We start from the raw sequence: 25,598 nt of genomic DNA, 5'->3' as shown, positions 1-25,598 counted from the left end.
ACAAGAAAAAGGGGCGTAGAACATACGCCCCTTTGTTATATAAGATTCAATCAAGTCTAAGATATGAAATCCTAATAAATTAGCCTACAACTTCAATCGTACTTGCACCCGCACCAAGAGGTTTCACCTGAATTTGTACAGGAATACGCTCGTGCATTTCTTGAATGTGTGAAATGAGAATGACCTGACGACCCTGATTTTGCAATTGATCTAAAGCATTCATAACCATATGCAAAGATGAGGCATCTAAAGTGCCAAAACCTTCATCAATAAACAGCGATTCAATTTTCATTGAACCCGAGGCCATATTGGCAATGGCTAAAGACAAGGCAAGGGCAGTTAAGAACGACTCACCGCCAGATAAAGATGCAACGGAGCGGGTTTCCCCATCCATATCGTGGTCAATAATCGCAAGGCTTAAAGACTGATCTAGGCGTTTTAGCGTATAGCGTTGAGAAAGCATCGCCAGTTGCTGATTGGCATGTTCAACTAAAATATCTAGGTGATATTGCTGGGCATAGTCACGAAACTCTTTACCTTTAGCATCCCCAATCAGACCTGAAATTTTGCTCCAACGATGCTCTTCTTGCTGAATATTTTGAATTTGCTCAGCGTATTGTTGCTGCTTCGCAAGGTTTTGCTGATGTACTTCAAGCTTAAGCTTCAGTCGATCACGTACTTCAAGCTGTGCTTTGAGCTCTGCAATATTGTCTTGAATGAGACTAACAAGCTTTTCATATTCAATATCTGGCTGAGTTTGTAAGTGCTCGCTTAATTGCTCTTGCATGGTCTTAAGTGCAGAAGAAGCTTCACTTAATAAACGTTCGGCATGATTAAGACGATTACGAATATCTTGCTCTTGAGTTGAATTAATTTGCATGAGCGTCGTAAGATCAGAGGCTTGAAAATCAGCATGCACTTTTAACCAGTTTTGAATTTGCTCATCAACCTGCTGTTGATGTTGCGAGGTGTGTTGATGTTGATGCTTGAGCTGATCGAGCGATTGTTTCTGCTGCTCAAAGTGCTGTCTGGTTTGCTCGAAACGCTGTTTAGCCTCGTGATACGCCGTTTGTTGTTGTTGACGTTTAACGTCATGCTCAATTAGCCATTCGTGCGGTTTAATATCAGAAAGGCCCGTCATTTGCTGAATGAGCGACACCGCTTTTTCATTATTTTGCTGACCTTTAAGCGTAATCTCTTTGAGATTTTGATCGATCTCATCAATTTGCTTGGCCATTTGTTCAAAGTTAGCAGTCAACATTTTAAGTTCTTGTTGCTGCTGCTCGAAACGTTGTGAAAGTTGTTCTTGTTGTTCAAGCTGCTTGGCGCGTGTATCAAGAATAGTCCAAGTCTGCTTAGCCGTTTGGCTACTCGACTGCTGCCATGCATGCTGTTCTGTTTCAGACAAGCACTCAACAATATGTTGAACTTGTTGTTGCCATTGTTGTGCTGTATTAAGCAAACTTTCATTACGTTGAATAGACTGAACGAGCTGATTGTGCTGTTTAATCGCTTGGACTAAACGCAAGTTTTCTGAGTCAAATGAACTTATGGCAGTTTGTGCGGTTTGTCTGAGTTCGTTCAGCGTTTGCAAGATTTGTTCAGGAGTTTGATTAAGCTCAATGTGTAACTGATTGAGGCTAAATTGCTGCTCAAGCTCTTGCTGCAAGCTTGATTGTTTGGTTTTAAGTTGAGTTAAGTACTTCTGAACTTGCTCAAGCTCGGCACTACACTGGGTGAGCGAATGTTGTTGGTTTTGCCATGCGTTAAATTTAGTTTGCTCGAGTGCAATAGCTTGTTGCTCTTGCTGTTGCTGCAAGTCGAATAAAGCTTTAGAGACTGCACTGTTGTCAACACGATAGGGATGGTGTGTGCTTCCACAGACTAAACACGCTTCGCCATCTTTAAGATTGGCTCGTAACTGCTCAATATTTTCAGTATGTAATAAACGCTGCTGTTGCAGGATGTGCTGTAACTTTTCACGCTCAGTTTTTGCTGTTTGGTATTCTTGTTCAGCTAACTGGCAAACGGTTTTAAGTTGCTGTTCTTGGGCTGAGACTTGAGTTTGTTTTTCAGTGAATTGCTGAAGCTCAGCATATAACTCATGATAAATTTTAACTTTCTGTTGAGTCAGATCTAGCTGAGTGATTTGAGCAAGCTTTTGTTCTTTGTCTTTACGTTGCTGTTCAAGCTTTAACTCAATTTGTTCAACTGTGCCGAGTGAAGCTGTCAGTTGTTCAAGTTCACTTTTAGCTTCCGTTACCTTTTGGCGGGCAAGGGTAGGATTGCCAAGCTGTTGTTCAATCGCTTCATAGTTTTGAATAAACTGCCCGAGCTGATGTAGATGTGCTGAGAGGCCTTTGTCTAATACAGCGTATTGCTGAGTCTGGGTAAGCTGCTGTTGTAGATGAACTTGGTCTTGTTGAAGCTGTGCAATATGCTGTTGCACAGTGTTTTGCTGCTGTTGCAATGGACCGAGTTTTTGCTCAAATACATTTTTCTTTTCTTTGCACTTTTTATATTCATCGGCAATAAAGGCACGTTCTTGAATGGACTGTCGAACTTGATTTAAAGCTTGTTGATGCTGTTGCTCAAAATCGAGCGTCTGTTTGAGCTGCTGTTCTGCAAGTTGATATTGTTTTTGACCCGTTTCGAACACTTGCACCAACTCATTAAACTTGGTTTGTGCTTGCTGAATTTGCGGCTCAAGTTGTTGTAGCGTTTGTAAATTTTGAGATTGTTGAAAAACCTGCTGGCGTATTTCAGAGAAAACTTCGAGCCGTTGTAATTGCTCACGTTCAGGAGCAAGTTGCTGATGGTGATTTTGCTGGGTTTGAAACTGTTGCTGTTTAGCTTGAACTTCTTGGGCAAGTTTCGCTTTGCGCTCAAACCATTGTTGCTGTTTGTCTAAGACATTCTTTTGTTGTTCTAACTTTTGATGGTTTTGTTCAGCCTGCTGATATTGTTCAGTAAATGCAGCAATCTCTTCATCAGACAAAATTTCAATATGGCCTAAGAACTCTTCAAGCTGTTTACGCTGCTTTGCAATATCGGCAGTTTTACGAAAAGCGAGTTCACCGATTTTGGCGAAAATGCTGGAGTTGGTCAGGTACTCAAGTAATTCACCGCGTTCGCTGTCGCGTGCTTTTAAAAATGCGGTCACTTCTGACTGAGCAAGTAATACGGCACGAGTAAATTGTTCAAAAGAAAGCTGGGTAATTTGTTTAACTTTTTCATCAACCGCTTTGGCTTTGTCTGCAAGCACGACACCATCAGTCAGGCATTTTAAATGCCGTTGCACGCTTTGTAATTTGCCATTTGGGTTTTCACGCGCACGTTTAATTTCCCAGCGCGCCAAATAGCGTTTTTGATCTTGTGCGATAAAGCAAAGCTCAGCAAAACCATGGCCTGTACCACGGCGTAAGACAGTGAGTGGTGAATTGGTCAGTAACTCTGAACCATCAACATCTTTTAATTTACCATCGCTGTCTTTCAGGCGTGGAACCCGATTAAACAAAGCTAGGCACATGGCATCCAAAATAGTTGATTTACCTGCACCCGTTTTTCCCACAATTGCAATCAGACCTGCATGGGCTAGGGGTGCGCTTTCAAAATCAATAAAGTGTTCATCAGAAAGAGATGCCAGATTTTTTATTCGGATGGATAAAATTTTCATGACATATCCTTAAGGGGTTGCATCATTTTCAAGATTTTTTTGTGCTTCTTGTACCAGACTCAGAAAATCTTTTAAGACCGCATCATCGGCGCTGTAACCTTGTTTTTCCCAAATATTCTGAAATAACTTTTCTGGTGTTGGTGGTTCAAGAGCGATTTGCTGAGTGGTATTTGAGTCGGTAGCGTCTTTATTCACATATTGACGTGAAATACGTACTAAACGATAGCGGTCAGGTGGTAGGGCCGCTTCAAACTGCTGACGTAGATTAGGCTGTGGCGGTGTTAAGCTATAATATTCAATATCGACATATTCACGGTGGTCAATATTTTTAATCACACCATGAGGCAAGGCTTTAAGTTGTTGTAGCACTTCATTTAACTCACCACGAATGCGGTGCAATTGTATGCAACGTGGAATTTCGACAGCTTCAAATTGCAAACGGCTGTCTGCCTCTTGAGTGTGGTCAATTTTGACCTCAACCACTTGGTGCTTATAGTTAATTTCACTAAAAGACAGCGGAATGGGTGAGCCACTATAACGAATGTGCGGCTGGCCTACTTTTTGTGGTTTATGTAAGTGCCCTAAAGCGACATAGTCGACAGCATCTTCAAATAAAGTTGTTGAAAGTGCCTCTTCATTACCAATAATAATTGGGCGTTCAGAGTCAGATGTTTCTCCACCTTGCATGTGTGCATGCGACATCAAAATCAGGGCTTGGTCTGGTGTTTTACGACGTTTTGCTTCAGCAATCAGTTGCTGGTGCAAATAGGCAATCGCATTTTTGCTGTTGGTGGTATGTTCATTAAAGCCCGTAATTTCGACTGAGCGTAAAAAGGGCAGGGCAAGACACCACGCCACAATATCCTGATTTTGATTATAAATAGGTAAAAGTAGTCGATCGAGATCTAGAGTTTTATCTTCATTCCAGCGAACCACGCCCACGGTTTTTGCATTATATTTTTCTAAGAGTGGTTCGACCTGTTCAATACGGTAACCTGAGTCATGGTTACCCGCAATCATGAGCGTTTGCATGTGCGGTGCAAGACGATGTGCATCTGCTAAAAATTGGTAGAGTTGTTTTTGTGCTTGAGAACCTGGGTTAATGACATCAAAAATATCACCAGCAATAAGCAGGGCATGCGGTTGTTTTTCTTGGATTTGAGTCAGTAACCAGCTTAAAAATTGTTGGTGTTCGTAATGTCGTGAATGATTATAAAAAAACTGCCCCAAATGCCAGTCAGAAGTATGTAAAAAATGTACGGACATAGAAACAGATATCAAGCCAAAATAAACATAGATACGTTAGCATAAATTGGCAGGAGATTTTATCAAGACATTTTAAAGTGCTCGTTATTTAAGCCCAAAGTAAAACTTAAATTAAATTTTTTACTTTAAACGCTGCTTTGTTACTATCAGGTCAAATCATAAACTCTGAGAAAAAAATGACCATTCATAAATACGAAGTAAAAATACAGTGGGAAGGCAATACGGGCACAGGCACTTCATCTTATCGTTCATATAAACGAGACTTTAGTATTCAGCATCCTCAAAAAGTCACTATTCAAGGTTCATCAGACCCTGCCTATTTGGGCGATGTGACCAGATGGAACCCAGAAGATTTATTGGTCGCATCTGCTTCAGCTTGCCATAAGCTTTGGTATTTGCACCTTTGTGCAGTCAACCATATTCATGTGCTGAGTTATGTCGATCACGCACTTGGATTTATGGAAGATACAGATCCAGTCAAACGTGGTCACTTTACTCAAATTATTTTAAAGCCTGAGGTTGTTTTAGAAAAAGGTGCAGACCAAGAGCTTGCGGCAAAATTACATGAAGAGGCTCATCATGAATGCATGATTGCCAATTCGGTGAATTTCCCAATTACATGTGAAGCCACTTTTAGTTTTGCCGAATAATAAATATGAAATAGCCATCATTTAAAAGAAGGTGGCTATAAATTAATAAAATTGTTAAATAAGCTATTTAAGCTGCATTTTCATCGACTTGAAAAATACCAAAAACGTTGTGATCTAAATCGACAAAATAACCATGCCAAGCGCGGCCGGGAATGGCGAATTTATCCATCGCGACAATACCACCTTGCGCTAAAATTTTTGTAGCTATTTCATCAAAGTTTTCTACTTGAATCGAACAGGTAAATGCATTGGTACCATATTCCATGGGTGGGGTTTGAGCCGGACGTTTTAAAAGTCCACCCATGAGTGACGGCGTTTCGATACAGTAATATTCAATCGGTAAATTTTCATCAAGTTTAAATTGCCAACCGAACACAGCTTGATAAAACTGCGCATCGCGGGCAGGGTTTGAAGACTGGATTTCAAAATAGGCAATATTGTTCATATTATTTAAAACATATTTTTATGGTGCAAAAAGTATACGCATAGCCTTTATAGCCACGAAAGGACTATTGTGTATGCTGAGCGTAAAATAAATGAAAGTGCTAGAAAATAAAAACCGACGATTCGAGTGATGAGAGAATCGTCGGTCAAAAACTTCATCAAGGGTTTCGGCTGCTAACAAAACCTAATCTGAAGGAAGAAAAGCGTCGTAATGAAAGGTCACCGAAACAATTTTGCGGATGCCGTGCAAAGGAAGTATTCGGTTGCTGCGACCTTATTACCCTATATAACGTCAAGAGATTCGGATTGGTTGACAGAAAAATGAAAAAAAATCGAAAAAAATTTATAATTATTTTTTGAACCCATAAATTAGGCAAAAATATGACCAAATTACGTTCTTACTTTCTCTGGTTTTTTGGTTTATGCATCGTGCTTACCTTAATTGTAGGTGTGGTTGCAGCACTATTACCAGCGAGTGTAGGCGGTATTTTAACAGCCGTTCCATATTTAGGCGCAATGATTTTTGTCTTATTTAAATTTTTAAAGAAAGAACGCCGTGCACCGACTGTACAAGAAAAAAAGAAATTTACTTTAGGTTTTACCCTGATTTTTTGGGGCTATAACTTATGTGGTGTTTTATTTGGCCTGTTTTTATTTGCTAGAAAAGACCCTGAGATTTTGCAGAACTTTATGCTTTACCTCAAACAGCCTCAGTTCTTGAGCATTATGGTGATTATGCTTTTAATGTTAGCTATCCCGCTTTATTTAATTACCTACTGGTTTTACGGCAAACAGGCACAGCGAATGGCTGACAAAATGTTTAACGTGCAATAGATCACTACGAAAACTCATACGATTAAATATAAATGAGTCTTATATAATTAAATAAAACTTGTGTCCTCGGTTTTGGAGGAAATATGAATAAGAATGTATTAATCACGGGTGCCAGTGGTTTTATCGGAACACATTTAATTAAGTTCCTGCTGCAAAAAAATTATAACGTGATTGCTGTGACACGGCAGGCTGGGAAGAAATCTGACCATCCTGCCTTACAGTGGGTGCAAAAGTTTGAAGATATTACGACCCGTCAAATTGACTATGTGGTGAATTTGGCAGGTGCAAATATTGGCGAAAAACGCTGGACCGAGTCACGTAAAAAACAACTCATTGAAAGCCGAGTAAACACGACCCGAAAACTGTATGCATGGCTCAAGCAGTCTGAAATTTTTCCAGAAGTGATTGTCTCTGGTTCTGCGATTGGTTATTACGGGATTGATGATCAAGAAAAGTGGGCAGAGGTGTGCACCGAACAAAGCTCGCCACAGCCTATTTTTATGTCTCAGCTTTGCCAAGAGTGGGAGCATGCAGCTTTAGCAGATCCTCAGCAAAATACTAAAATTATTCGTTTAGGTGTGGTGTTTGGGCAAGGTGGTGGCATCTTGCCTAAAATGTTACTTCCGATTCGACTCAATTTGGTCGGTCAAATTGGTCACGGGCGTCAGCCTGTGGTTTGGGTACACATTGAAGATGTATTAAGCGCCATCGAGTTTATATTTAAGTACCCTCAATCTGCTCAAATCCATAATGTGGTCGCACCAGAAAATGTGACTCAACAAACTTTTGTTGAGCAAGCTGCTGCGGTACTCAATAAGAAACCAATATTGTCAGCGCCTAGCACTGTTTTTCGCTGTTTGTTAGGGGAACAGTCGCAATTGATCTTAAATGGCCAATACGTTAAACCCGCAGCCTTACAAGCTGAAGGATTTGAGTTTGCTTATCCTCAGTTAAAAATGGCTTTAGAGAATATAGTGGCGTCAGGCTAAGATTTTATTTTGCAAACGCTCTGGAGAATATGCTTTGGCATCAACTAATGTCGGTTGACCCAGCATAAGCTGACGGAGCAATTGTGCAGAGCCTGCACCCATACATAACCCATTTCTAAAATGACCAAAGTTTGCCCAGAGGTTATCCATTTCAGGCATTTTGCCAATGTATGGAACACCATTTGGTGAGCTTGGTCTGAGCCCTGCCCAGCGATGTACAATCGGGAAATCGGCCAGTTCAGGCACCATTTCTAAACATGCTTCTAAAATATTGTGCTGCGTAGTTTCGTCGGTAGAAGTATCAAAACCACGATGCGCCATGCTTGACCCACACACAATATGACCGTCCATACGTGGAATCAAATACATCACTCGATTCATGCACATGGTCGGTAGCCAGTGAGCAGGGGTTTTAAATAACAACATTTGGCCTTGAACAGGTTCGACTGGAATTTCGAGTTGTAATTGTGAGTTCCAGTAATGGCTCCAAGCACCCGAAGTTATTACAAAATGGTCTGCTGTATGTTTGCGACCATCTTCGGTTTGTAAGGCTTGTATCACATCACCTTGTTGAATCAGTTTTTTAACAGCAGCGTGTTCGAAAAACTCAACATTTGGATGTTGTTTTAAATAGCTAATCAGGGACTGTAATACACGCGGGTTGCGGATATTAGACAGTTCAGGGAAATAAATCGCTTCTTGAAACTGATCGGAGATATGCGGGTTTACTTGTTCTAGCGCATCTCGCTGTAAATATTCACAGCGCTGCATCGGTTCTTGATGTTGCTCGGCGTAGGACATTCCAACGTCAAAATCTTCTTCATCAAAAATGAGCATGCCTGTGTCATGAATTTCAAAATCAATGCCTGTAACAGGGGAGAGTTTTTGGTTCCATGCTTGATAAGAGGCTTTACCAAATTGAGTAAGTTGGTTCACTGCATGCACATAGCGCCACGGATACATCGGAGAGAGAATACCTCCGCCAGCCCAAGAGGCTGCTTGACCCGCTTGTTGTTGATCAAAAATGCTGACTGTGCAGCCTTGTTCAACCAACTCCAGCGCAGACATTAATCCACTTATGCCCGCGCCAATGATTGCAATATGCATGCAGTGTTATCCTTTCTCTGCGAACTTAGTTCATTTCCTTGAGTTTTTCGGCAGCGGTTTCTGCAAAGTAAGTCCAGATCCCGTCTGCACCTGCGCGGCGGCAGCACATGAGTGATTCTAAAATGACTGAGTCTGATAACCAGCCATTTTGAATTGCGCCAGCTAACATCGCATATTCACCACTCACTTGATAAATGAATGTTGGAACACCAAAGGTATCTTTCACTTCACGTACCACATCCAGATATGGCATGCCTGGTTTTACAATCACCATGTCGGCGCCTTCTTGAATATCAAGCGCGATTTCATGTAACGCTTCGGCACGGTTGGCAAAGTCCATCTGGTAGTTACATTTATTACCACCTTTTAGGTTGGATGCAGAGCCAACAGCATCACGGAACGGGCCATAGAAGCTAGATGCATATTTTGCAGAGTAAGCCATGATGTTGGTATAGATGTGACCATTGGCTTCTAAAGCCTGACGAATCGCGCCAATACGGCCATCCATCATGTCACTTGGTGCAATTACTTCGGCACCTGCTTCTGCGTGACTTAAGGCTTGTTTAATCAAGCATTCTACAGTCTCGTCATTCAGCACATAGCCAGTTTCATCAATAATGCCATCTTGACCATGAGTCGTGTATGGGTCGAGGGCACCATCAGTAATTAACACCATTTCTGGTAATTCTTTTTTAAGCAAACGGCAAGTGGTTTGTACTAAACCATCTTCACGCCATGCAGCTTCTGCGGTGAGGCTTTTATCTTCTTGAGGAGTAACTGGAAAAAGAGCCAGTTTTGATACACCCAATTCCAGAAGTCTTTCAGCTTTTTTCAGTAACAAATCTGCCGACAAACGCTGAATGTTTGGCATACTTGGAATATCTTGGGTCTGATTTTGTCCCGGTAATACAAATACTGGATAAATCAAGTGATTGGTAGTGAGCTGTGTTTCGCTGACCATCGCACGCAACTGGTCATTTTTACGAATACGGCGCATGCGAGTGGCTGGAAATGCAGGACGATTGAACGTATAAGTCATAACAATCTCGATGTTCGGTATTACACTAGGATAGGTTGGCGGATATTCCATTACTGTCAACCGACTGCTGTATTGTAGCCCCATAATGCTGGATTTGTACAAAATTATGGGTGTTTATCATGCTTTTAAATTTAGGCAACGTATGAGTGATGAAAAGAAAAATTGGACTGGGAGCATTCATTTAGGTGCAAAAACTGACCTGAATGTAGTTCTTAAGCAATTATGTAAGGCGTTTAATAGCTCTCCTTTTTTTAAGCATAGTGGAATGATTATGCGTGTGGTGGACGGGCAGATTGAAGGCTATATCGAGATGCAACCCGACCTGATTGGTAATCTGGCATTTCAGATTTTGCATGGTGGCGTTGCTGCAACCTTGCTCGATAGCATTGGTGGTATTGTGGCAATGGAACACTTATATCGCCGTTCAACGCCGGAAACTTTAACCGAGACCATTAAGCAAGTATCGCGTTTGGCAACTGTCGACATGCGTGTAGATTATTTGGCGCCGGGGCGTGGTAAATACTTTATTGCACGTGCCGAAGTTCTGCGTTTAGGTCGCAAGGGCTGTACCATGCGCATGACCATGGTCAATGATGAAGGCAAAGCAATTGCTGCGGGTATTGCTTCATACGCCTATTAAATTGCTCATTTAAGTAGTTAAAAAGCGCCAAGTGCGCTTTTTTTAGTGTTTGAAAAGCAGGAATTTTCACAAAAACTTTGAGATAAACATTAATTTAATTAGAACGAACGCATTAGTTATCATTTTTTATTCTCATATCATGAGGTTTTAGCGTTAAAATTAGCTCCTTTGACAATGCGGTATGTCTTGTTTATAGAAAAATAAAAACTCTATAACAAGGTGTAGTGCGAGATTGATGGCAAAGCCAACCCATCTTTAGGAACATACCATGACTGATGCACAAAGCAATGTACAAGAAACAGTGCCAACAACATCTGCCTCGGATGACAACAATCAAAACAAGCGCAAAAAATTTCTTGGTTTTTTTGCGCTGATTTTATTGATCGCCGCTATTTTATATGCAATCTGGGCATTATTTTTAAATCATTCCGTGAGTACGGATAATGCCTATGTCGGTGCAGAAACGGCTCAAATCACTTCAATGGTAAGCGGGCAGGTCGCTCAGGTTGTGGTAAAAGATACCCAAACAGTACATCGTGGTGACGTGCTGGTTCGTATTGATGATCGTGATGCCAAAATTGCACTGGCTCAAGCTGAGGCAGAACTCGCCAAAGCAAAACGCCAATACAAACAAACTGCGGCAAACAGTAGCTCTTTAAACTCTCAAGTTGTGGTTCGTGCCGACGAAATTAACAGCGCTAAAGCACAGGTTGCTCAAGCGCAAGCCGACTACGACAGAGCTGCTTTAGAGCTGAATCGCCGTGCGCAACTTGCCGCTTCTGGTGCAGTGTCTAAAGAAGAACTCACTAAGGCACAAAGTGCTGTAGAAACGGCCAAAGCAGGGCTAGAGCTTGCTAAAGCAGGTTTAGCGCAAGCATCTTCAAGCCGTAAAGCTGCTGAAAGTACTTTAGCTGCGAACGAGGCTTTAATTCAGGGTGTAAATGAAGTTTCAACACCTGATGTACAAGTTGCCCAAGCACATGTTGAACAAGCTCAGCTTGATTTAGAACGTACTGTGATTCGTGCGCCAGTTGATGGTGTGGTCACACGTCGTAATATTCAAGTCGGACAACGTGTTGCACCGGGCACCAGCATGATGATGATTGTGCCGCTCAACGATTTATATGTAGATGCGAACTTTAAAGAAAGTCAGTTGAAAAAAGTCCGTCCGGGTCAAATCGTCACACTTACTTCAGATTTATATGGCGACGACGTTGAATATCACGGCAAAGTGATGGGCTTTTCTGGTGGTACAGGCTCTGCCTTTGCCTTAATTCCGGCTCAAAATGCAACAGGTAACTGGATTAAAGTGGTTCAACGCTTACCGGTTCGTATTGCACTTGACCCGAAAGAACTTGCTGAACACCCACTGCGTGTTGGCTTGTCGATGGAAGCAAAAGTCGACTTATCTGCGAAGTAAACGCTTATGAAAACGCAAACACCTTTTGCCGAACTAAGCGGTGGCCGTTTAATACTGGCAGCGTTTGTTATTGCCTTGTCGAACTTTATGGTCGTGCTCGATACGACCATTGCCAACGTATCTGTACCGCACATTACTGGTAACCTTGCTGTTTCAAGTACACAAGGCACATGGGTTGTTACGTCCTATGCAGTTGCAGAAGCGATTTGTGTACCTTTAACAGGTTGGCTGGCGGGCCGCTTTGGTACCGTTCGGGTTTTTATTTTCGGCCTGATTGGTTTTACCATTTTTTCGTTTTTGTGCGGGCTAGCAAACTCGTTAGGCATGTTGGTGTTTTTCCGTATTGGACAAGGTCTATGCGGTGGCCCACTCATGCCACTCAGCCAAACATTGCTGATGCGTATTTTCCCTAAAGAAAAGCATGCACAGGCCATGGGCCTATGGGCAATGACGACCGTCGTTGGGCCAATTTTAGGACCAATTTTGGGTGGTCTGATTAGTGACAACCTGTCTTGGCACTGGATTTTCTTTATTAACATACCGGTCGGCATTGTTTGTGTTTTAGCGGCAATCCGTTTGCTTAAACCAGCCGAAACAGAAACGATTTCTTTAAGAATCGATACCGTCGGTTTAGGTTTGTTAATTTTGTGGATTGGTGCGCTACAGCTCATGCTCGATTTAGGGCACGAACGAGACTGGTTTAATAGCACCAGCATTGTGGTGTTAGGCTTAACTGCCGCCATTGGTTTTGTGGTGTTCCTCATATGGGAGCTGACCGACAAGCATCCCGTCGTAGATGTCAAAGTCTTTAGGCATAGGGGCTTTGCAATTTCGGTACTGGCCTTATCACTCGGCTTTGGTGCGTTCTTTGGTAGCATTGTACTGATTCCGCAGTGGCTGCAAATGAACCTTTCCTACACTGCTACATGGGCCGGCTATTTAACCGCAACCATGGGCTTTGGTAGTTTGACCATGTCACCAATTGTGGCAAAGCTTTCGACCAAACATGACCCACGAGCACTAGCGAGTTTCGGTTTGATTTTGCTGGGTGGTGTGACCTTAATGCGGGCATTCTGGACCACAGATGCCGACTTTATGGCACTGGCTTGGCCACAAATCCTACAAGGTTTTGCTGTACCGTTCTTCTTTATTCCACTGTCGAATATTGCACTTGGTTCGGTACTCCAGCAAGAGATTGCATCTGCTGCGGGCCTCATGAACTTTTTAAGAACCATGGCAGGGGCGATTGGTGCTTCAATTGCAGTGACTGTGTGGGACGACCACGCCAAAGTTGCACGCAGTGAAATGGTATCAAACCTAAATACTGCCGAAGTTCAAAATAACCTTGCACAAAATGGTTTTTCGGCTGACTCAACCTTAGGGATTATTTCAAACCTTGTCGATAAAGAAGCGATTACCATGTCGGCAAACCATGTATTTTTGCTATTTGCGATGGTGTTTGTTTTTGCGGGGCTGGTCATTTGGCTGTGTCCAAAACCCAAAGGAGATGTCAGCGGAATGCCATCACACTAAACACAAAAAGCATCTCTTCGGAGGTGCTTTTTTTAGATCTATTAAAAAATAAAGCGAGTCTATAAATGGTAGATTTTGCCTGTATTTGACTAAATAAAGCATGCCAGAATCGGGCAGATCAGATATAAAAGCGTGTGATATCAAGCAAGGAGGCTTAAGACAGGGCACAGGAAAAACGCCCTCAAACATTCAATATTATAAAACCTTATTTTTATCAAAGATTAAAAAAACTTAATACCTGAAAACAAACAAGCTTGCATGGCAATTGCATGGATAGGCAAGCGTATATATTGGAGTTATCACGTGAATATAAAATATTCATTTTTGTTTAGTAGTTTATTAGCAGTCGGTTTATTACAAGGATGTGGAGACGATTCTTCAGATCAACCCAAGGATGATTCAAATACGACTCCGCCCAATTTAATTGTTGATAATGACCCCACCAGTTGTAGCAAATTGGCACAAGACGGTTCAAACGTGGTGGTCGGTTCAAACCAAAATGGTGACCCAGCAGCGCCTGAGGGTGCGTCGGGTTATCGACTCGGTAATACGGTTAAATACGCAGATAAATATATGGTGGTGGCAAATACACCACTTGCGGTAAAAGCGGGTTGTGATGTTTTAAGAGCAGGCGGTAGTGCCGTCGATGCGGCGGTTGCGGTACAAGCAGTGCTAGGTTTAGTCGAGCCACAATCGAGCACCATTGCGGGTAGTGGCTTTATGATGTACTACGATGCCCAAACCAAAAAAGTTACTGCTTATGATGGCCGTGAAACAGCACCAGCCGCAGCCAACGAATATTATTTAATTCGCCAAGATATATATGACCCAAATTCACCAGCACCTGTCCCAAGTGCCCGCCGTAGTGGTCGCTCGATTGGTGTGCCGGGCGTGATGCGTTTGCTTGAACAAGCACAACAAGAACATGGCAAACTTGAATGGAAACAGCTTTTTGGTGAGGCCATTGGTTTAGCTGACAACGGTTTCCGCATTCCGGGCCGTTTGGCAGATGCAATTGCAAGTAATGCAAACAGCTTAGCGCTCGATGCAAATGCAATGGCGACCTATTTCTACACAGATGGTTCACCACGTAAAGTGGGCGAGACCATGACCAATAAAGCCTATGCAAAAACCCTAGAAGCACTTGCTTCACAAGGGGCAAATGCACTGCACACGGGCCCAATTGCTCAAGCGATTGTAGAAAAAGCTGCACAACCATTTGGGGATGACCCAGCAAAAACTCCAATTACTCCAAGCTTAATGACCTTGCAGGATTTATCGAACTATCAGGTAAAAAAACGTGACCCGATTTGTACGACGTATCGTGATCGTTACTATGTTTGTACCATGCCGCCTCCATCTTCGGGCGGGATTGCAGTTGCGCAAACGCTGGGTATTTTAGAAAACTTTGATATGTCTCTTTACACACCTAAGAACCCTGAAAATGAGGGTGGTGTACCCGATGTGATGGGCGTGCATTTAGTGTCTGAGGCAGAACGTTTGGCCTACGCCGACCGCGATAAATATGTGGCAGATACTGACTTTGTCGCTTTACCAGCGCAGGGTATTGCAAGCTTTATTGATAAAAACTACTTAAAACAACGTGCAGCACTAATTAACCCGAACCAAAGTATGGGCGTTGCGCCAGCAGGCAATTTCAACCCAGCTTCGGGTGTCGATACAACTGTTGAACATGGTACAACTCAGTTCACGATTGTAGATGCCTATGGCAATGTGGTTTCAATGACATCGACTGTTGAATCGAGCATGGGGTCATTCCACATGGTGGATGGTTTCTTGCTGTCTAACCAGTTGACTGACTTTAGCGCCAACCCGCTAGACAGCACGGGAGCACTGGTTGCCAACCGTGTGGAAGGTGGCAAACGCCCACGGAGTACCATGGCGCCAACTTTAGTGTTTAAAGGCACCACGCCAGATGAGTTTTATATGGCAACAGGTTCACCAGGTGGCGGTACGATCATTCAATATGTGGTTAAAACTTTGGTGGGTGCGCTGGACTGGAACTTAAACGCACAGCAGGCGACTTCGCTTGTTAACTTTGGTGCGACCAATAGCAAAAATACCAATGTGGATAGCTCGAATGTACAGCTTTCTTTGCTTGATTTGATTGAAGGCTTAAAAGCAAAAGGGCATGGCGTTGCCAACACTGCGCAAACCAGTGGTATTTCTACGATTATGAAAGTAAATATTAATAATCAAAGTAAATACGCAGGTGGGGTAGACCCACGCCGTGAAGGTATTGTGTTAGGCAATGGTGCTTTATAGACCAAACTTTAAAAAAAGCTGTCATTTTTGGCAGCTTTTTTATGTGGCCCTTGAAAAAAACAAAAGGGACTCAATTATGTAAATATGTTCATCAGTAGCAGACTGTTGATAAAATGCACAGTATTTTATTTTAGTTATGCTATGATGTTCAGACATTCATGGGGATGTTATTGGCTTCGACGCTGGTGATGAAACTCATAGATGCATGCCGAGAGCGCATTTTCTCTCGTAAATCAAATTTGCATATTTTAGTCGCAAACGACGAAACTTACGCTCTAGCTGCCTAAGGGCAGTTTGTCCGCTTCCTAGAATACTTGTGGTTTAGGAACCCGACCGTAGCGCACGCACACAAGTCCGTATAGAGTCAAGCCTCGGGGCTTTATACCAAACTTAGAGGATCGCACCTTGTACCCTGTTCGTCGGGTCATTTGGTGTTAAAACAATAGACGATATCTAAGCATGTAGTATTCTCGAGCGTAATGCTGGCGGACGCGGGTTCAACTCCCGCCATCTCCACCAAAATTCGTGAAAAGCCCCAAGTATTTAATATTTGGGGCTTTTTTTGTTATATTTTTATAAATGAAATTATGAGCTTTCTAGCTTAAGGAGAACTAAATGAACCAGCTTGAGCAGAAATTCTTAAATGAACTGGATGAAAAACTTTGGAAATCAGCTGATAAGTTACGTAGCAGTCTGGATGCAGCTAATTATAAACATATTGTTCTCGGGCTGATTTTTTTAAAATATGTGTCGGATGCTTTCGATGAACGTCAGTCTGAACTCAAGAATTTGTTTGCTCTGGAAGATGACAATAATATTTATTATATGCCTCGTGACCAATATGACAGTGAAGAAGAATATCGGCAGGCAATAGCAGATGAATTAGAAATATTGGATTACTACCAAGAAAAAAATGTGTTTTGGTTACCAAAAGCTGCACGCTGGGAAAATATTAAAAATGCAGCAGCACAGGCGAGTGGTTCAGTGATTTGGCAAGATGAGAATGGCAGTGATGTCAAATTACGCTCAGTATCATGGTTGATTGACAATGCTTTTGATGAAATAGAGAAAGCTAATCCAAAGTTAAATGGTATTTTGGATCGAATAACACGTCATAATGTTGATAATGATAAATTATTAGAACTTATCATTTTATTTTCCAATACCAGTTTTATCCAACCTGAATATAATGGACAAAAACTCAGTTTACACAGCAAAGATATTCTTGGACATGTCTACGAATACTTTTTGGGACAGTTTGCTTTGGCTGAAGGTAAACAAGGTGGACAGTATTACACCCCCAAAAGTATCGTCACCTTGGTAGTTGAAATGTTACAGCCTTATAAAGGGCGTGTTTATGACCCTGCAATGGGATCAGGTGGATTCTTCGTATCAAGCGAAAAATTTATTGAGCAACATGCACAGGAAAAACATTACAAAGCCTCAGAGCAGAAAAAACATATTTCGATCTATGGTCAGGAAAGTAATCCAACCACTTGGAAACTTGCAGCCATGAATATGGCTATTCGCGGTATTGATTTTAATTTTGGTAAGAGAAACGCTGACAGTTTTTTAGATGATCAGCATCCAGATTTACGTGCTGACTTTGTGATGGCTAATCCGCCTTTTAATATCAAGGATTGGTGGCATGCTTCTTTAGAAAATGATGTGCGTTGGAAATATGGCACTCCACCTCAAGGCAATGCTAACTTTGCATGGATGCAGCATATGCTCCATCATCTATCCCCAACAGGGAGTATGGCATTACTACTTGCCAATGGTTCGATGAGTTCTAATACTAATAATGAAGGTGAAATCCGTAAAAACTTGATTGAGGCGGATTTAGTCGAATGTATTGTGGCTTTACCTGGGCAATTATTTACTAATACACAAATCCCTGCTTGTGTCTGGTTTTTAACTAAAGATAAAAAGAATGGTTTATCTTTAAATAAAAAGAAAATAAATCGTGAAGGTAAAACTTTATTTATAGATGCTCGAAATTTGGGCTATATGAAAGATCGAGTATTGCGTGATTTTACCGATATTGATATCGGTAAAATTACCAATGCTTTACATGCTTGGCAACAAGGTGAAAATTTCGAGGGCGAGAAATATCATGATGAAAAAGGTTTCTGTTTTTCTGCTGAACTGAAAGATATTCAAAAACATGACTATGTTCTCACACCTGGCCGTTATGTCGGTACTGCTGATAAGGAAGAGGATGGAGAACTATTTAGCGATAAAATGGTGCGATTAACTTCTCAACTTAAAGAGCAATTTTCTCAAAATGCAATTTTAGAAACAGAAATTAAAAAGAATTTAAAAGGACTAGGTTATGATTTTTAATCAGTCATTATTATTAGTTCCAAGATGTATATCTTTAGAATTTAATGAATCTTTATTGAAAGGGATTAATATTTTTCAAAAAGTAATAACATTTTTAAGTAATAACGAGTTGAACTTAATTTATAAAGGTGTACCTCAATGAACTTATGTCGAATGTATACATGGGGAGAGGTAATTTCCTTAGAATATGGGAAAAGCTTAAAAGGTTATCAAAACTCTAATGGAAAATATCAAGTCTTTGGCAGTAATGGATCAATAGGGTGGACAGATAAACCTTTATCTAAAGGGCCTGGAATTATTCTTGGTAGAAAAGGGGCTTATCGAGGAGTAAATTTCTCAGAAAAAGATTTTTATGTAATTGATACAGCTTATTATGTAGTACCTAAAATAGATCTAGATTTAAATTGGCTTTACTACGCTATAAAATACCATAAACTTGGTGAAATTGATGATGGTTCTCCAATACCTTCAACAACTCGAGCAGCAGTATATGTTCGAGAAGTAGAGATACCTGCTAAAGAAGTTCAAATTAAGATTGGTAATATTTTAAGAAAGCTAGACTTAAAAATAAATCTAAATCACCAAATCAATCAAACTTTAGAATCTATTGTCCAGTCAATATTTAAAAGTTGGTTTATAGACTTTGAGCCTGTTAAAGCTAAAATTCAAGCCAAGCTGGAAGGTAAAGACTCTGAAATTGCTGCGATGTGTGCCATTAGCGGTAAAAGTGAAGTTGAACTTCAGCAAATGAATCAAGCAGATTTTGACGAACTCCAAGCGGCTGCAGCATTGTTTCCTGATGAATTAGTGGGCAGTGAGTTGGATGAAGTACCGAAGGGATGGGAGGTCTCAACTATTGGAGAAAAATTAAAAACTGTTGGTGGTGGAACGCCTTCAACAAAGGTTAATGAATACTGGGATATGGGGGATGTGCATTGGAGTACTCCAAAAGATTTATCAAATTTGAAGTCTAAAATACTTCTTTCGACTGAGAGAAAAATTACTAAACTTGGGCTATTAAAAATAACATCAGGTCTTTTACCAATAAATACTGTTTTGATGTCTTCTAGAGCCCCAGTAGGATATTTAGCATTATCAAAAATTCCGCTTGCTATTAATCAAGGATATATTGCGATGGTTTGTAATGAGTATCTATCACCAATATATATGATTAATTGGTGTCAATTTAATATGGAAAAAATAAAATCATTGGCAAGTGGAACAACTTTTGCTGAAATTAGTAAAAGTAGTTTTAGGACAATTCCATTATTAGTACCTGATCGAAAAATAATTAATTATTTTGATAAGATTTGTAACCCCTTTTACGATGCTGTTACTAATAATGAGCAGCAGAATCTCACACTATCTAATTTACGTGATATTGTCTTACCAAAATTAATGGTTGGAGAATTTCAGTTTAATGAACTTCAAAGAAATTGAGGTGAAAATGGAGTTCTTAAAGCGTGATTTTTTAGATCAGTTAATGGCTGAAGTGGATCCAGATACAGGGATGATTCTTATAGAAGCTGTTGAGTTTACACCTCAAGAGGTCTTGGAAACAGATAAAGAACGTTTTGATACGGCATTTGAAGAGTGGTGTGAAAATAAGCGTCGTGATAGATTAGATTTAGCAAATGAAATTTTAGATTTATATGATAATAAGTCTAGGTTTAGAGCACTGAAGAACGCATATAAAAATGGTGGAATCATTCCTTTTGTTGGTGCAGGCCTTTCTATTCCAAGTGGTTATAAAGGATGGAATAAATTCTTAGAATATAGTTGTGAACAAAGTTCGTTAGATTGGGAGAAATTAGAGGCTAGATTAAATCTAGGGGAATATGAAGAGGTTGCACAAGAGCTTTCTGATAATTTAGGTGCTAGATTCAATGAATTATTAGAAAATGAATTTGGGGAATGTGAGAACATAAAAGGAGCTATTAGATTTTTACCAAAATTTTTTAAAAAAAGTGTGATTACCACAAATTTTGATAATTTATTAAAAAGAGTTTATGACGAAAGTAGCGTTTTCTTTAGCGAGATATTAATTGGAAGTGATGCACTAGAATTACCTAGACATCTTGGGAGCGAAAAGAATATTTTGCTGAAATTGCATGGTAGGTCATCATCTCCACGGGGTAGAATTTTGACTTTATCCGAATATGATCAACACTATAATAATAGTAACTCATTAGTTGACTGTATTGATGCACTATCTAAGAAGACATTATTGTTTGTTGGATGTAGTTTACAAACTGATAGGACTCTCAAGGCTTTAGAACAAGCAGTAGCTCGATTAGGAAATGATAATGCTGTTAAACATTATGCTTTTTTAGCAAATTGTCCTAATCGTATAGATAGGCAGAATCAGTTAGTTAGGTCTAATATTTTTCCTATTTGGTATGATGGTGAACATGATGAATGTCTAATCGCCTTATTTGAAAAGTTGGCAACGGATTGATGATATGAATGAAACTCAGTTAGAAAACCTATGCTTAGATTGGTTCGCTGAAAATGGCTGGGAAGTTGTTCATGGCATGGGTATAGCTCCTGATAGCAGTCATCTTCTACGCACAGATTTTAAACAGGTTTTATTAGAAGGTGATTTAAAAATAGCCTTTGAACAATTGAATCCGCACTTACCAAAGAGCTGTTTTGAACAGGTTTTTATTAAACTATCCAAACCTGAAAGTTTGGATTTAGTAAGTAATAATCGTGTATTTCATCGTATGCTAATTGATGGCGTACCTGTCAGTTATAAAAAAGAAGATGAATGGATTAATGATCATGCCTTTTTAATTGATTTTAACCAAGTTGTGAATAATCGTTTTATGGCAGTTAATCAGTTTACAATTTTAGGTACAAAACAACCTCGTCGACCTGATGTGATCTGTTTTATTAATGGCTTACCAATGGCAGTTATTGAGCTAAAAAGTCCAACTGATGAACAATGCGATATTTGGGATGCTTTTAACCAAATCCAAACTTATAAAGATGAGATTTCCAACTTATTTTTGTTCAATGAAGCAATAGTGGTAAGTAATGGGATTACTGCCCGTGTAGGTTCACTTACAGCAAATCAAGAGCGTTTTTTACCTTGGCGTACCATTAAAAATGAAAATGATAAACCCGAGTTAGAATGGGAACTTGAGAATGTCATTCGAGGATTCTTTGATCGGAAATTATTCCTTGATTACATTCGATACTTTGTGTTGTTTGAAAGTGATGCGGACAAAATTATTAAAAAAATCGCAGGCTATCATCAATTTCACGCGGTACGTGAAGCAGTAAAAGCAACAATTCAGGCATCTAATTTAATTGGTGATAAAAAAGCTGGAGTAGTTTGGCATACCCAAGGTTCGGGTAAAAGTATTTCTATGTGTTGTTATGCTGCCAAACTACTACAACAGCCTGAGATGCATAATCCCACTTTATTGGTCGTCACAGACCGTAATGATTTAGATGGACAGCTTTTTGCAACGTTCAGTCAAGCACAAGAGTTATTAAAGCAAACACCAGTACAAGCTCATGATCGTGATGAATTAAGACAACTTCTAGCTGAACGTGAGGCTGGAGGAATTATTTTTACCACAGTACAAAAGTTTGCATTACTAGATGGTGAAACTGAACATCCATTACTTAATGGTCGGCATAATATTGTAGTCATGTCTGATGAAGCACATCGTAGCCAATATGGTTTGAAAGCTGACCTACAACGTGATGGTACATATAAGTTTGGCTATGCTAAGCATATGCGTGATGCCCTAAAAAATGCTGCTTTTATTGGTTTTACGGGCACTCCGATTTCCCGTGAAGATCGAGATACTCGTGCTGTCTTTGGTGATTATGTTTCGATATATGATATTCAAGATGCCGTAAAAGATGGTGCAACTGTACCGATTTATTATGAATCTCGTTTGGCAAAACTAGATTTGAATTATCCAGAGATCCAACAGCTCTCTGAACAAGTCGATGAAGTTGTAGAAGATGAAGAAGATATTAGCAGTCGTGAAAAGACTAAAAGTGAATGGAGCCGACTAGAAAAACTAGTTGGAGCAACACCACGATTAAAACAAGTAGCTGCTGATCTGATAGCACACTTTGAAGCTCGTACTGAAGTAGTCACTGGTAAAGGCATGATCGTGGCGATGAGCCGTGAAATCTGTGTACATCTGTATGATGAGATTGTTGCCTTACGTCCAGATTGGCATAATGACGACCCTGAAAAGGGCGTAATTAAAGTAATTATGACTGGTTCAGCATCAGATAAGCCTTTATTACAACCACATATCTATAATAAGCAAACTAAAAAGCAAATTGAAAAACGTTTTAAGGATGTTAATGACCCTCTAAAACTGGTGATTGTTCGGGATATGTGGCTAACAGGTTTTGATGCGCCTTGTTGTCATACTATGTACATAGATAAGCCGATGAAAGGTCATAACTTGATGCAAGCGATTGCACGGGTCAATCGTGTCTTTAAAGATAAACAAGGGGGCTTGGTGGTTGATTATATTGGGATTGCCAATGAGCTTAAACATGCACTCAAGATCTATAGTGATGCAAAAGGTAAGGGTGAACCAACGCTACGGGCTGAGGAAGCCTATGCAATTCTTATTGAAAAAATGGATGCGATTCGAGGATTGTTTGCCAAAACCTATGAACAAAAAGGATTGGATATAAGTCAGCATGAAACGAAGGCTCAGCATTTACTGGTTCCAGCAGCCAATTATATACTGAGTTTAAAAGATGGTAAGAATCGATTCCTTGATTTGGTTTTAGCCATGAACAAATCATTTTCGCTGTGTGGTACTTTAGATGAGGTGAAGGGACTACATAAAGAGATTGCCTTTTATTCAGCTATTAAAGCCGTTATTAGTAAACATACCTCAGTCGATCGTAAATTATCACAAGCTGAAAAAGACAGTACTTTAAAGCAAATTTTAGATAATGCAGTCATTGCAGATGGTGTTAGTGATGTATTTGCATTATGCGGCTTAGATAAGCCGAATATTGGTTTGCTTTCAGATGAGTTTTTGGAAGATGTGCGGCAGATGCCATATCGCAATCTAGCCGTTGAATTGCTAGAAAAACTGCTGAATGATGGTATTAAGGCGAGGACTAGAACTAACGTTGTACAAGAAAAACGATTTTCAGATCGTTTGCAAGAAACTTTGAGGAAATATAATAATCGTGCCATTGAAACCTCTCAAGTCATTGAAGAATTAATTCAAATGGCAAAAGATTTTCAGACCGAAATGGAACGTGAAGCTAATCTGGGACTTAACCCCGATGAAATAGCTTTTTATGATGCATTAGCAAATAATGAGAGTGCAGTGCGAGAGCTTGGAGATGATACACTTAAGCAGATCGCTCGTGAAATCACTGAAAAGTTGCGTAAATCAACGACAGTTGATTGGCAGGTTCGAGATAGTGTGCGTGCTCAACTTAAAATCTTGGTGCGCCGTACTTTGCAACGTTGGAAATATCCACCTGATAAAGCGGCTGAGGCAATTGAATTAGTGATGATACAAGCTGAAAAATTAGCTAGTTCATGGAGTCTCTAATTGGTATGTTAGTCCCGGTATCACAACTTGTATCCTAGTATTTATGTGACTTGTTACTAAAATACTAAACGATATCTAAGCATGTAGTATTCTCGAGCGTAATGCTGGCGGACGCGGGTTCAACTCCCACCATCTCCACCAAAATTCGTAAAAAGCCCTGAAACGTAAGTTTCGGGGTTTTTTCTTTTTAAGATTTAAATTATTCAAGTTATAAACAATATAAGAAAATAATTTTTAACTTCTCCTAAAACTAGGAAAAGGTTTTGTGTAAAAAATAGAGCAAAATCAAAAACTATTATTTTTAGAAAAGATCTATAGAAGTTAGAATAGTGCAGTACTTTAAAAAGCTAACGAAATAAAGATTATATAAACATCTTGTAATATCTCAAATTCCTAGGCAAAAATGATTAAATCAGGTCATATCAATATGAAATTAACTTTATTAAAAAAATCCCTTACTTCAATTCTTTTATTCAGCATGTCAATGTTTAGTGCTAATAGCTTTGGCTACACTCCCAAAGATTTACAAGGTATATGGGCAATGCATCCGCTTAATAATGGAATTGCCAACTTAGTTGAGTTTTCAGGAAATACAGCTACTTTACATCCTGTACAATGTGATTTTGAAACGGGTCTTTATACTGTAGATAGCATTGAAAAATCGAACTTTAAAGTTAACAAGCAAAATCAAATTGAGTTGTATAATGAACACGGGGAATTCGAGCAAGCATTAAGAATTATAAGTATCACCGATAATCAACTAGTTTTAGAAGAAGCTGCTAGTGACACGATAATGCTGAAATTTCACTACAACAAAATTAACAAGCTAACTCCAAATTGTATTAAATATAAAAAATAATATTTTCAAAAGCTTAGTTTTAATATAGCTGAAATTAAATATCATTTCAGCTATATAACCAACTTGAATCTAATGGGTAAAGAAGTATTTAAATTTTCATTTTATTTAGCCCGAATGAGTCAGAAAGAAGAAGCAATTAATAGATAACAAACACAGCAGAAGTAGAATTTTATTTATTCTTTATAAAGTCTTACTTGCGTAAAGTTTTGTAATCTCGTTATAGTCTAGCTTCTAATATAGAGGGGTTAAACTGTGAAAAAAATAATAGGAATATTTTTATTTTCCTTGATATTAGTTGGTTGTGGTAAATCGGCAGAAGATATTGCTAAAGAAAAGCAAGCTCAAGAACAGGCACTTAAAATTAAACAAGAACAAGAGAGAAAATTAAAAGAACAAGCTGAACTTAAAAAAGTTGAGGATGCTGTTCGCTATTATCTTAAAGATGGTGATTCTGCGAAATTTAGAAATGTTATTAAAAATTGTGGTGAGGTAAATGCCAAAAACTCATGGGGTGCTTATGCCGGTTTTACTAGATTTATAGTTCAGTCCGATAAGGATGTTGTTTTTGAGGATCCTGATAATGCCTATTTTGATTTCATGGTAAAGATGTCTTGCCATAAAGATTATTTAGCAAAGTTTCCAGTGGAAACAAGTGAAGAGATAGCAATTGATGCATCTCCAACAGAACAAATACCCGGTGTGGCTGCTGAGGCGGCAGCTGGAGAAACTTTAGAAAATGAAACAAGATCAGTTAGTAAACCTAAGAAAGAGGAAGTAGCTGTTGAGGAATTAACTACTAAAGATACAACGTCAGATACTGGTAGTTCTGAAAATTATTAAAATTTAGGAACTAAGGTATTATCTTGATATTCTATGATTTTAAAAGATAGTTTTTTGATTTTTGAAATACTAAGAAGAATATCTTTGCTTTAATTGATCTTAGGC

Annotated in this window: 18 protein-coding genes and 1 other RNA gene; 14 read left to right on the top strand and 5 right to left on the bottom strand. The window is 39.7% G+C overall.

Annotated elements, in window-relative coordinates:
• Nucleotides 1-79 precede the first annotated feature (79 nt).
• Together ACT53H_RS05940 and ACT53H_RS05935 are read right to left on the bottom strand one after the other, a co-directional pair.
• Complete coding sequence (locus tag ACT53H_RS05940; RefSeq protein ID WP_476008856.1) at nucleotides 80-3,676, bottom strand: AAA family ATPase; 3,597 nt, start codon at nucleotides 3,674-3,676, stop codon at nucleotides 80-82.
• 9 nt (nucleotides 3,677-3,685) lie between these two features.
• Nucleotides 3,686-4,954 carry an exonuclease SbcCD subunit D gene (locus ACT53H_RS05935; RefSeq protein ID WP_476008906.1) on the bottom strand — a complete coding sequence of 423 codons (1,269 nt, stop codon included), beginning with the start codon at nucleotides 4,952-4,954 and terminating at the stop codon, nucleotides 3,686-3,688.
• Between the two features lie 164 nt (nucleotides 4,955-5,118).
• Between ACT53H_RS05935 and ACT53H_RS05930 the strand changes: the two genes are divergently transcribed.
• Nucleotides 5,119-5,592, top strand: a complete 474-nt coding sequence (locus tag ACT53H_RS05930; RefSeq protein WP_216069870.1) for an OsmC family protein — start codon at nucleotides 5,119-5,121, stop codon at nucleotides 5,590-5,592.
• Between the two features lie 67 nt (nucleotides 5,593-5,659).
• Here ACT53H_RS05930 and ACT53H_RS05925 read toward each other — a convergent pair whose 3' ends face one another.
• Nucleotides 5,660-6,037, bottom strand: a complete 378-nt coding sequence (locus ACT53H_RS05925; protein WP_476008855.1) for a VOC family protein — start codon at nucleotides 6,035-6,037, stop codon at nucleotides 5,660-5,662.
• A gap of 380 nt (nucleotides 6,038-6,417) precedes the next feature.
• Here ACT53H_RS05925 and ACT53H_RS05920 point away from each other — a divergent pair, with 380 nt between their 5' ends.
• Together ACT53H_RS05920 and ACT53H_RS05915 are read left to right on the top strand one after the other, a co-directional pair.
• Nucleotides 6,418-6,870 carry an ABZJ_00895 family protein gene (locus ACT53H_RS05920; RefSeq protein ID WP_039756915.1) on the top strand — a complete coding sequence of 151 codons (453 nt, stop codon included), beginning with the start codon at nucleotides 6,418-6,420 and terminating at the stop codon, nucleotides 6,868-6,870.
• An 83-nt stretch (nucleotides 6,871-6,953) separates the two neighbouring features.
• Entirely contained in the window at nucleotides 6,954-7,859 is a 906-nt protein-coding gene (locus ACT53H_RS05915) for a TIGR01777 family oxidoreductase (protein WP_474772103.1), read from the top strand.
• On the opposite strand, the gene ACT53H_RS05910 is transcribed toward ACT53H_RS05915, so the two are convergent.
• Both ACT53H_RS05910 and hemB read right to left on the bottom strand, forming a co-directional pair.
• A complete protein-coding gene (locus tag ACT53H_RS05910; RefSeq protein WP_474772102.1) occupies nucleotides 7,851-8,966 on the bottom strand; it encodes an NAD(P)/FAD-dependent oxidoreductase in 1,116 nt (371 codons plus the stop codon). The two genes, ACT53H_RS05915 and ACT53H_RS05910, sit on opposite strands and share 9 nt — an antisense overlap.
• Nucleotides 8,967-8,991: 25 nt before the next feature.
• Nucleotides 8,992-10,005, bottom strand: a complete 1,014-nt coding sequence (gene hemB, locus ACT53H_RS05905; RefSeq protein WP_474772122.1) for a porphobilinogen synthase — start codon at nucleotides 10,003-10,005, stop codon at nucleotides 8,992-8,994.
• 142 nt (nucleotides 10,006-10,147) lie between these two features.
• Here hemB and ACT53H_RS05900 point away from each other — a divergent pair, with 142 nt between their 5' ends.
• The 11 genes from ACT53H_RS05900 to ACT53H_RS05850 all read left to right on the top strand — a co-directional run bounded on the left by ACT53H_RS05900 (nucleotide 10,148) and on the right by ACT53H_RS05850 (nucleotide 25,493).
• Complete coding sequence (locus ACT53H_RS05900; protein WP_004641674.1) at nucleotides 10,148-10,645, top strand: thioesterase family protein; 498 nt, start codon at nucleotides 10,148-10,150, stop codon at nucleotides 10,643-10,645.
• Nucleotides 10,646-10,913: 268 nt separating this feature from the next.
• Nucleotides 10,914-12,065: an EmrA/EmrK family multidrug efflux transporter periplasmic adaptor subunit gene (locus tag ACT53H_RS05895; protein ID WP_474772101.1), complete on the top strand. Its 1,152-nt coding sequence runs from the start codon at nucleotides 10,914-10,916 to the stop codon at nucleotides 12,063-12,065.
• 6 nt (nucleotides 12,066-12,071) lie between these two features.
• Entirely contained in the window at nucleotides 12,072-13,598 is a 1,527-nt protein-coding gene (locus ACT53H_RS05890) for a DHA2 family efflux MFS transporter permease subunit (protein ID WP_474772100.1), read from the top strand.
• Nucleotides 13,599-13,901: 303 nt separating this feature from the next.
• Nucleotides 13,902-15,884, top strand: a complete 1,983-nt coding sequence (gene ggt / locus ACT53H_RS05885; RefSeq protein ID WP_476008854.1) for a gamma-glutamyltransferase — start codon at nucleotides 13,902-13,904, stop codon at nucleotides 15,882-15,884.
• 160 nt (nucleotides 15,885-16,044) lie between these two features.
• Nucleotides 16,045-16,403: a transfer-messenger RNA gene (gene ssrA, locus ACT53H_RS05880) on the top strand.
• A 96-nt stretch (nucleotides 16,404-16,499) separates the two neighbouring features.
• Complete coding sequence (locus tag ACT53H_RS05875; RefSeq protein WP_476008853.1) at nucleotides 16,500-18,230, top strand: class I SAM-dependent DNA methyltransferase; 1,731 nt, start codon at nucleotides 16,500-16,502, stop codon at nucleotides 18,228-18,230.
• A 138-nt stretch (nucleotides 18,231-18,368) separates the two neighbouring features.
• Nucleotides 18,369-19,670: a restriction endonuclease subunit S gene (locus tag ACT53H_RS05870; protein WP_476008852.1), complete on the top strand. Its 1,302-nt coding sequence runs from the start codon at nucleotides 18,369-18,371 to the stop codon at nucleotides 19,668-19,670.
• Nucleotides 19,651-20,688 (top strand): SIR2 family protein, encoded by a 1,038-nt coding sequence (locus tag ACT53H_RS05865; RefSeq protein WP_476008851.1) that lies wholly within the window; start codon nucleotides 19,651-19,653, stop codon nucleotides 20,686-20,688. Before ACT53H_RS05870 ends, ACT53H_RS05865 begins: the two co-directional genes overlap by 20 nt.
• Before the next feature lie 4 nt (nucleotides 20,689-20,692).
• On the top strand, nucleotides 20,693-23,794 hold the full coding sequence (locus ACT53H_RS05860) for a type I restriction endonuclease subunit R (protein ID WP_476008850.1): 3,102 nt from the start codon (nucleotides 20,693-20,695) through the stop codon (nucleotides 23,792-23,794).
• A 427-nt stretch (nucleotides 23,795-24,221) separates the two neighbouring features.
• Nucleotides 24,222-24,653: a hypothetical protein gene (locus ACT53H_RS05855; protein ID WP_476008849.1), complete on the top strand. Its 432-nt coding sequence runs from the start codon at nucleotides 24,222-24,224 to the stop codon at nucleotides 24,651-24,653.
• Between the two features lie 252 nt (nucleotides 24,654-24,905).
• Nucleotides 24,906-25,493 (top strand): hypothetical protein, encoded by a 588-nt coding sequence (locus tag ACT53H_RS05850; protein WP_476008848.1) that lies wholly within the window; start codon nucleotides 24,906-24,908, stop codon nucleotides 25,491-25,493.
• Nucleotides 25,494-25,598 lie beyond the last annotated feature (105 nt).

The organism is Acinetobacter sp. DMC2 (assembly GCF_056314305.1).
Note: the sequence above shows the minus strand (reverse complement) of the source record. Positions and strands in the feature narration are given on the sequence as shown.

Coding starts and splice junctions, on each gene's coding strand:
- ACT53H_RS05890 (WP_474772100.1), top strand. CDS start 12,072: ATGAAAACGCAAACACCTTTTGCCGAACTAAGCGGTGGCCGTTTAATA.
- ACT53H_RS05875 (WP_476008853.1), top strand. CDS start 16,500: ATGAACCAGCTTGAGCAGAAATTCTTAAATGAACTGGATGAAAAACTT.
- ACT53H_RS05930 (WP_216069870.1), top strand. CDS start 5,119: ATGACCATTCATAAATACGAAGTAAAAATACAGTGGGAAGGCAATACG.
- ACT53H_RS05925 (WP_476008855.1), bottom strand. CDS start 6,037: ATGAACAATATTGCCTATTTTGAAATCCAGTCTTCAAACCCTGCCCGC.
- ACT53H_RS05920 (WP_039756915.1), top strand. CDS start 6,418: ATGACCAAATTACGTTCTTACTTTCTCTGGTTTTTTGGTTTATGCATC.
- ACT53H_RS05895 (WP_474772101.1), top strand. CDS start 10,914: ATGACTGATGCACAAAGCAATGTACAAGAAACAGTGCCAACAACATCT.
- ACT53H_RS05900 (WP_004641674.1), top strand. CDS start 10,148: ATGAGTGATGAAAAGAAAAATTGGACTGGGAGCATTCATTTAGGTGCA.
- ACT53H_RS05915 (WP_474772103.1), top strand. CDS start 6,954: ATGAATAAGAATGTATTAATCACGGGTGCCAGTGGTTTTATCGGAACA.
- ACT53H_RS05910 (WP_474772102.1), bottom strand. CDS start 8,966: ATGCATATTGCAATCATTGGCGCGGGCATAAGTGGATTAATGTCTGCG.
- ACT53H_RS05860 (WP_476008850.1), top strand. CDS start 20,693: ATGAATGAAACTCAGTTAGAAAACCTATGCTTAGATTGGTTCGCTGAA.
- ACT53H_RS05870 (WP_476008852.1), top strand. CDS start 18,369: ATGAACTTATGTCGAATGTATACATGGGGAGAGGTAATTTCCTTAGAA.
- ACT53H_RS05940 (WP_476008856.1), bottom strand. CDS start 3,676: ATGAAAATTTTATCCATCCGAATAAAAAATCTGGCATCTCTTTCTGAT.
- ACT53H_RS05865 (WP_476008851.1), top strand. CDS start 19,651: ATGAACTTCAAAGAAATTGAGGTGAAAATGGAGTTCTTAAAGCGTGAT.
- hemB (WP_474772122.1), bottom strand. CDS start 10,005: ATGACTTATACGTTCAATCGTCCTGCATTTCCAGCCACTCGCATGCGC.
- ACT53H_RS05855 (WP_476008849.1), top strand. CDS start 24,222: ATGAAATTAACTTTATTAAAAAAATCCCTTACTTCAATTCTTTTATTC.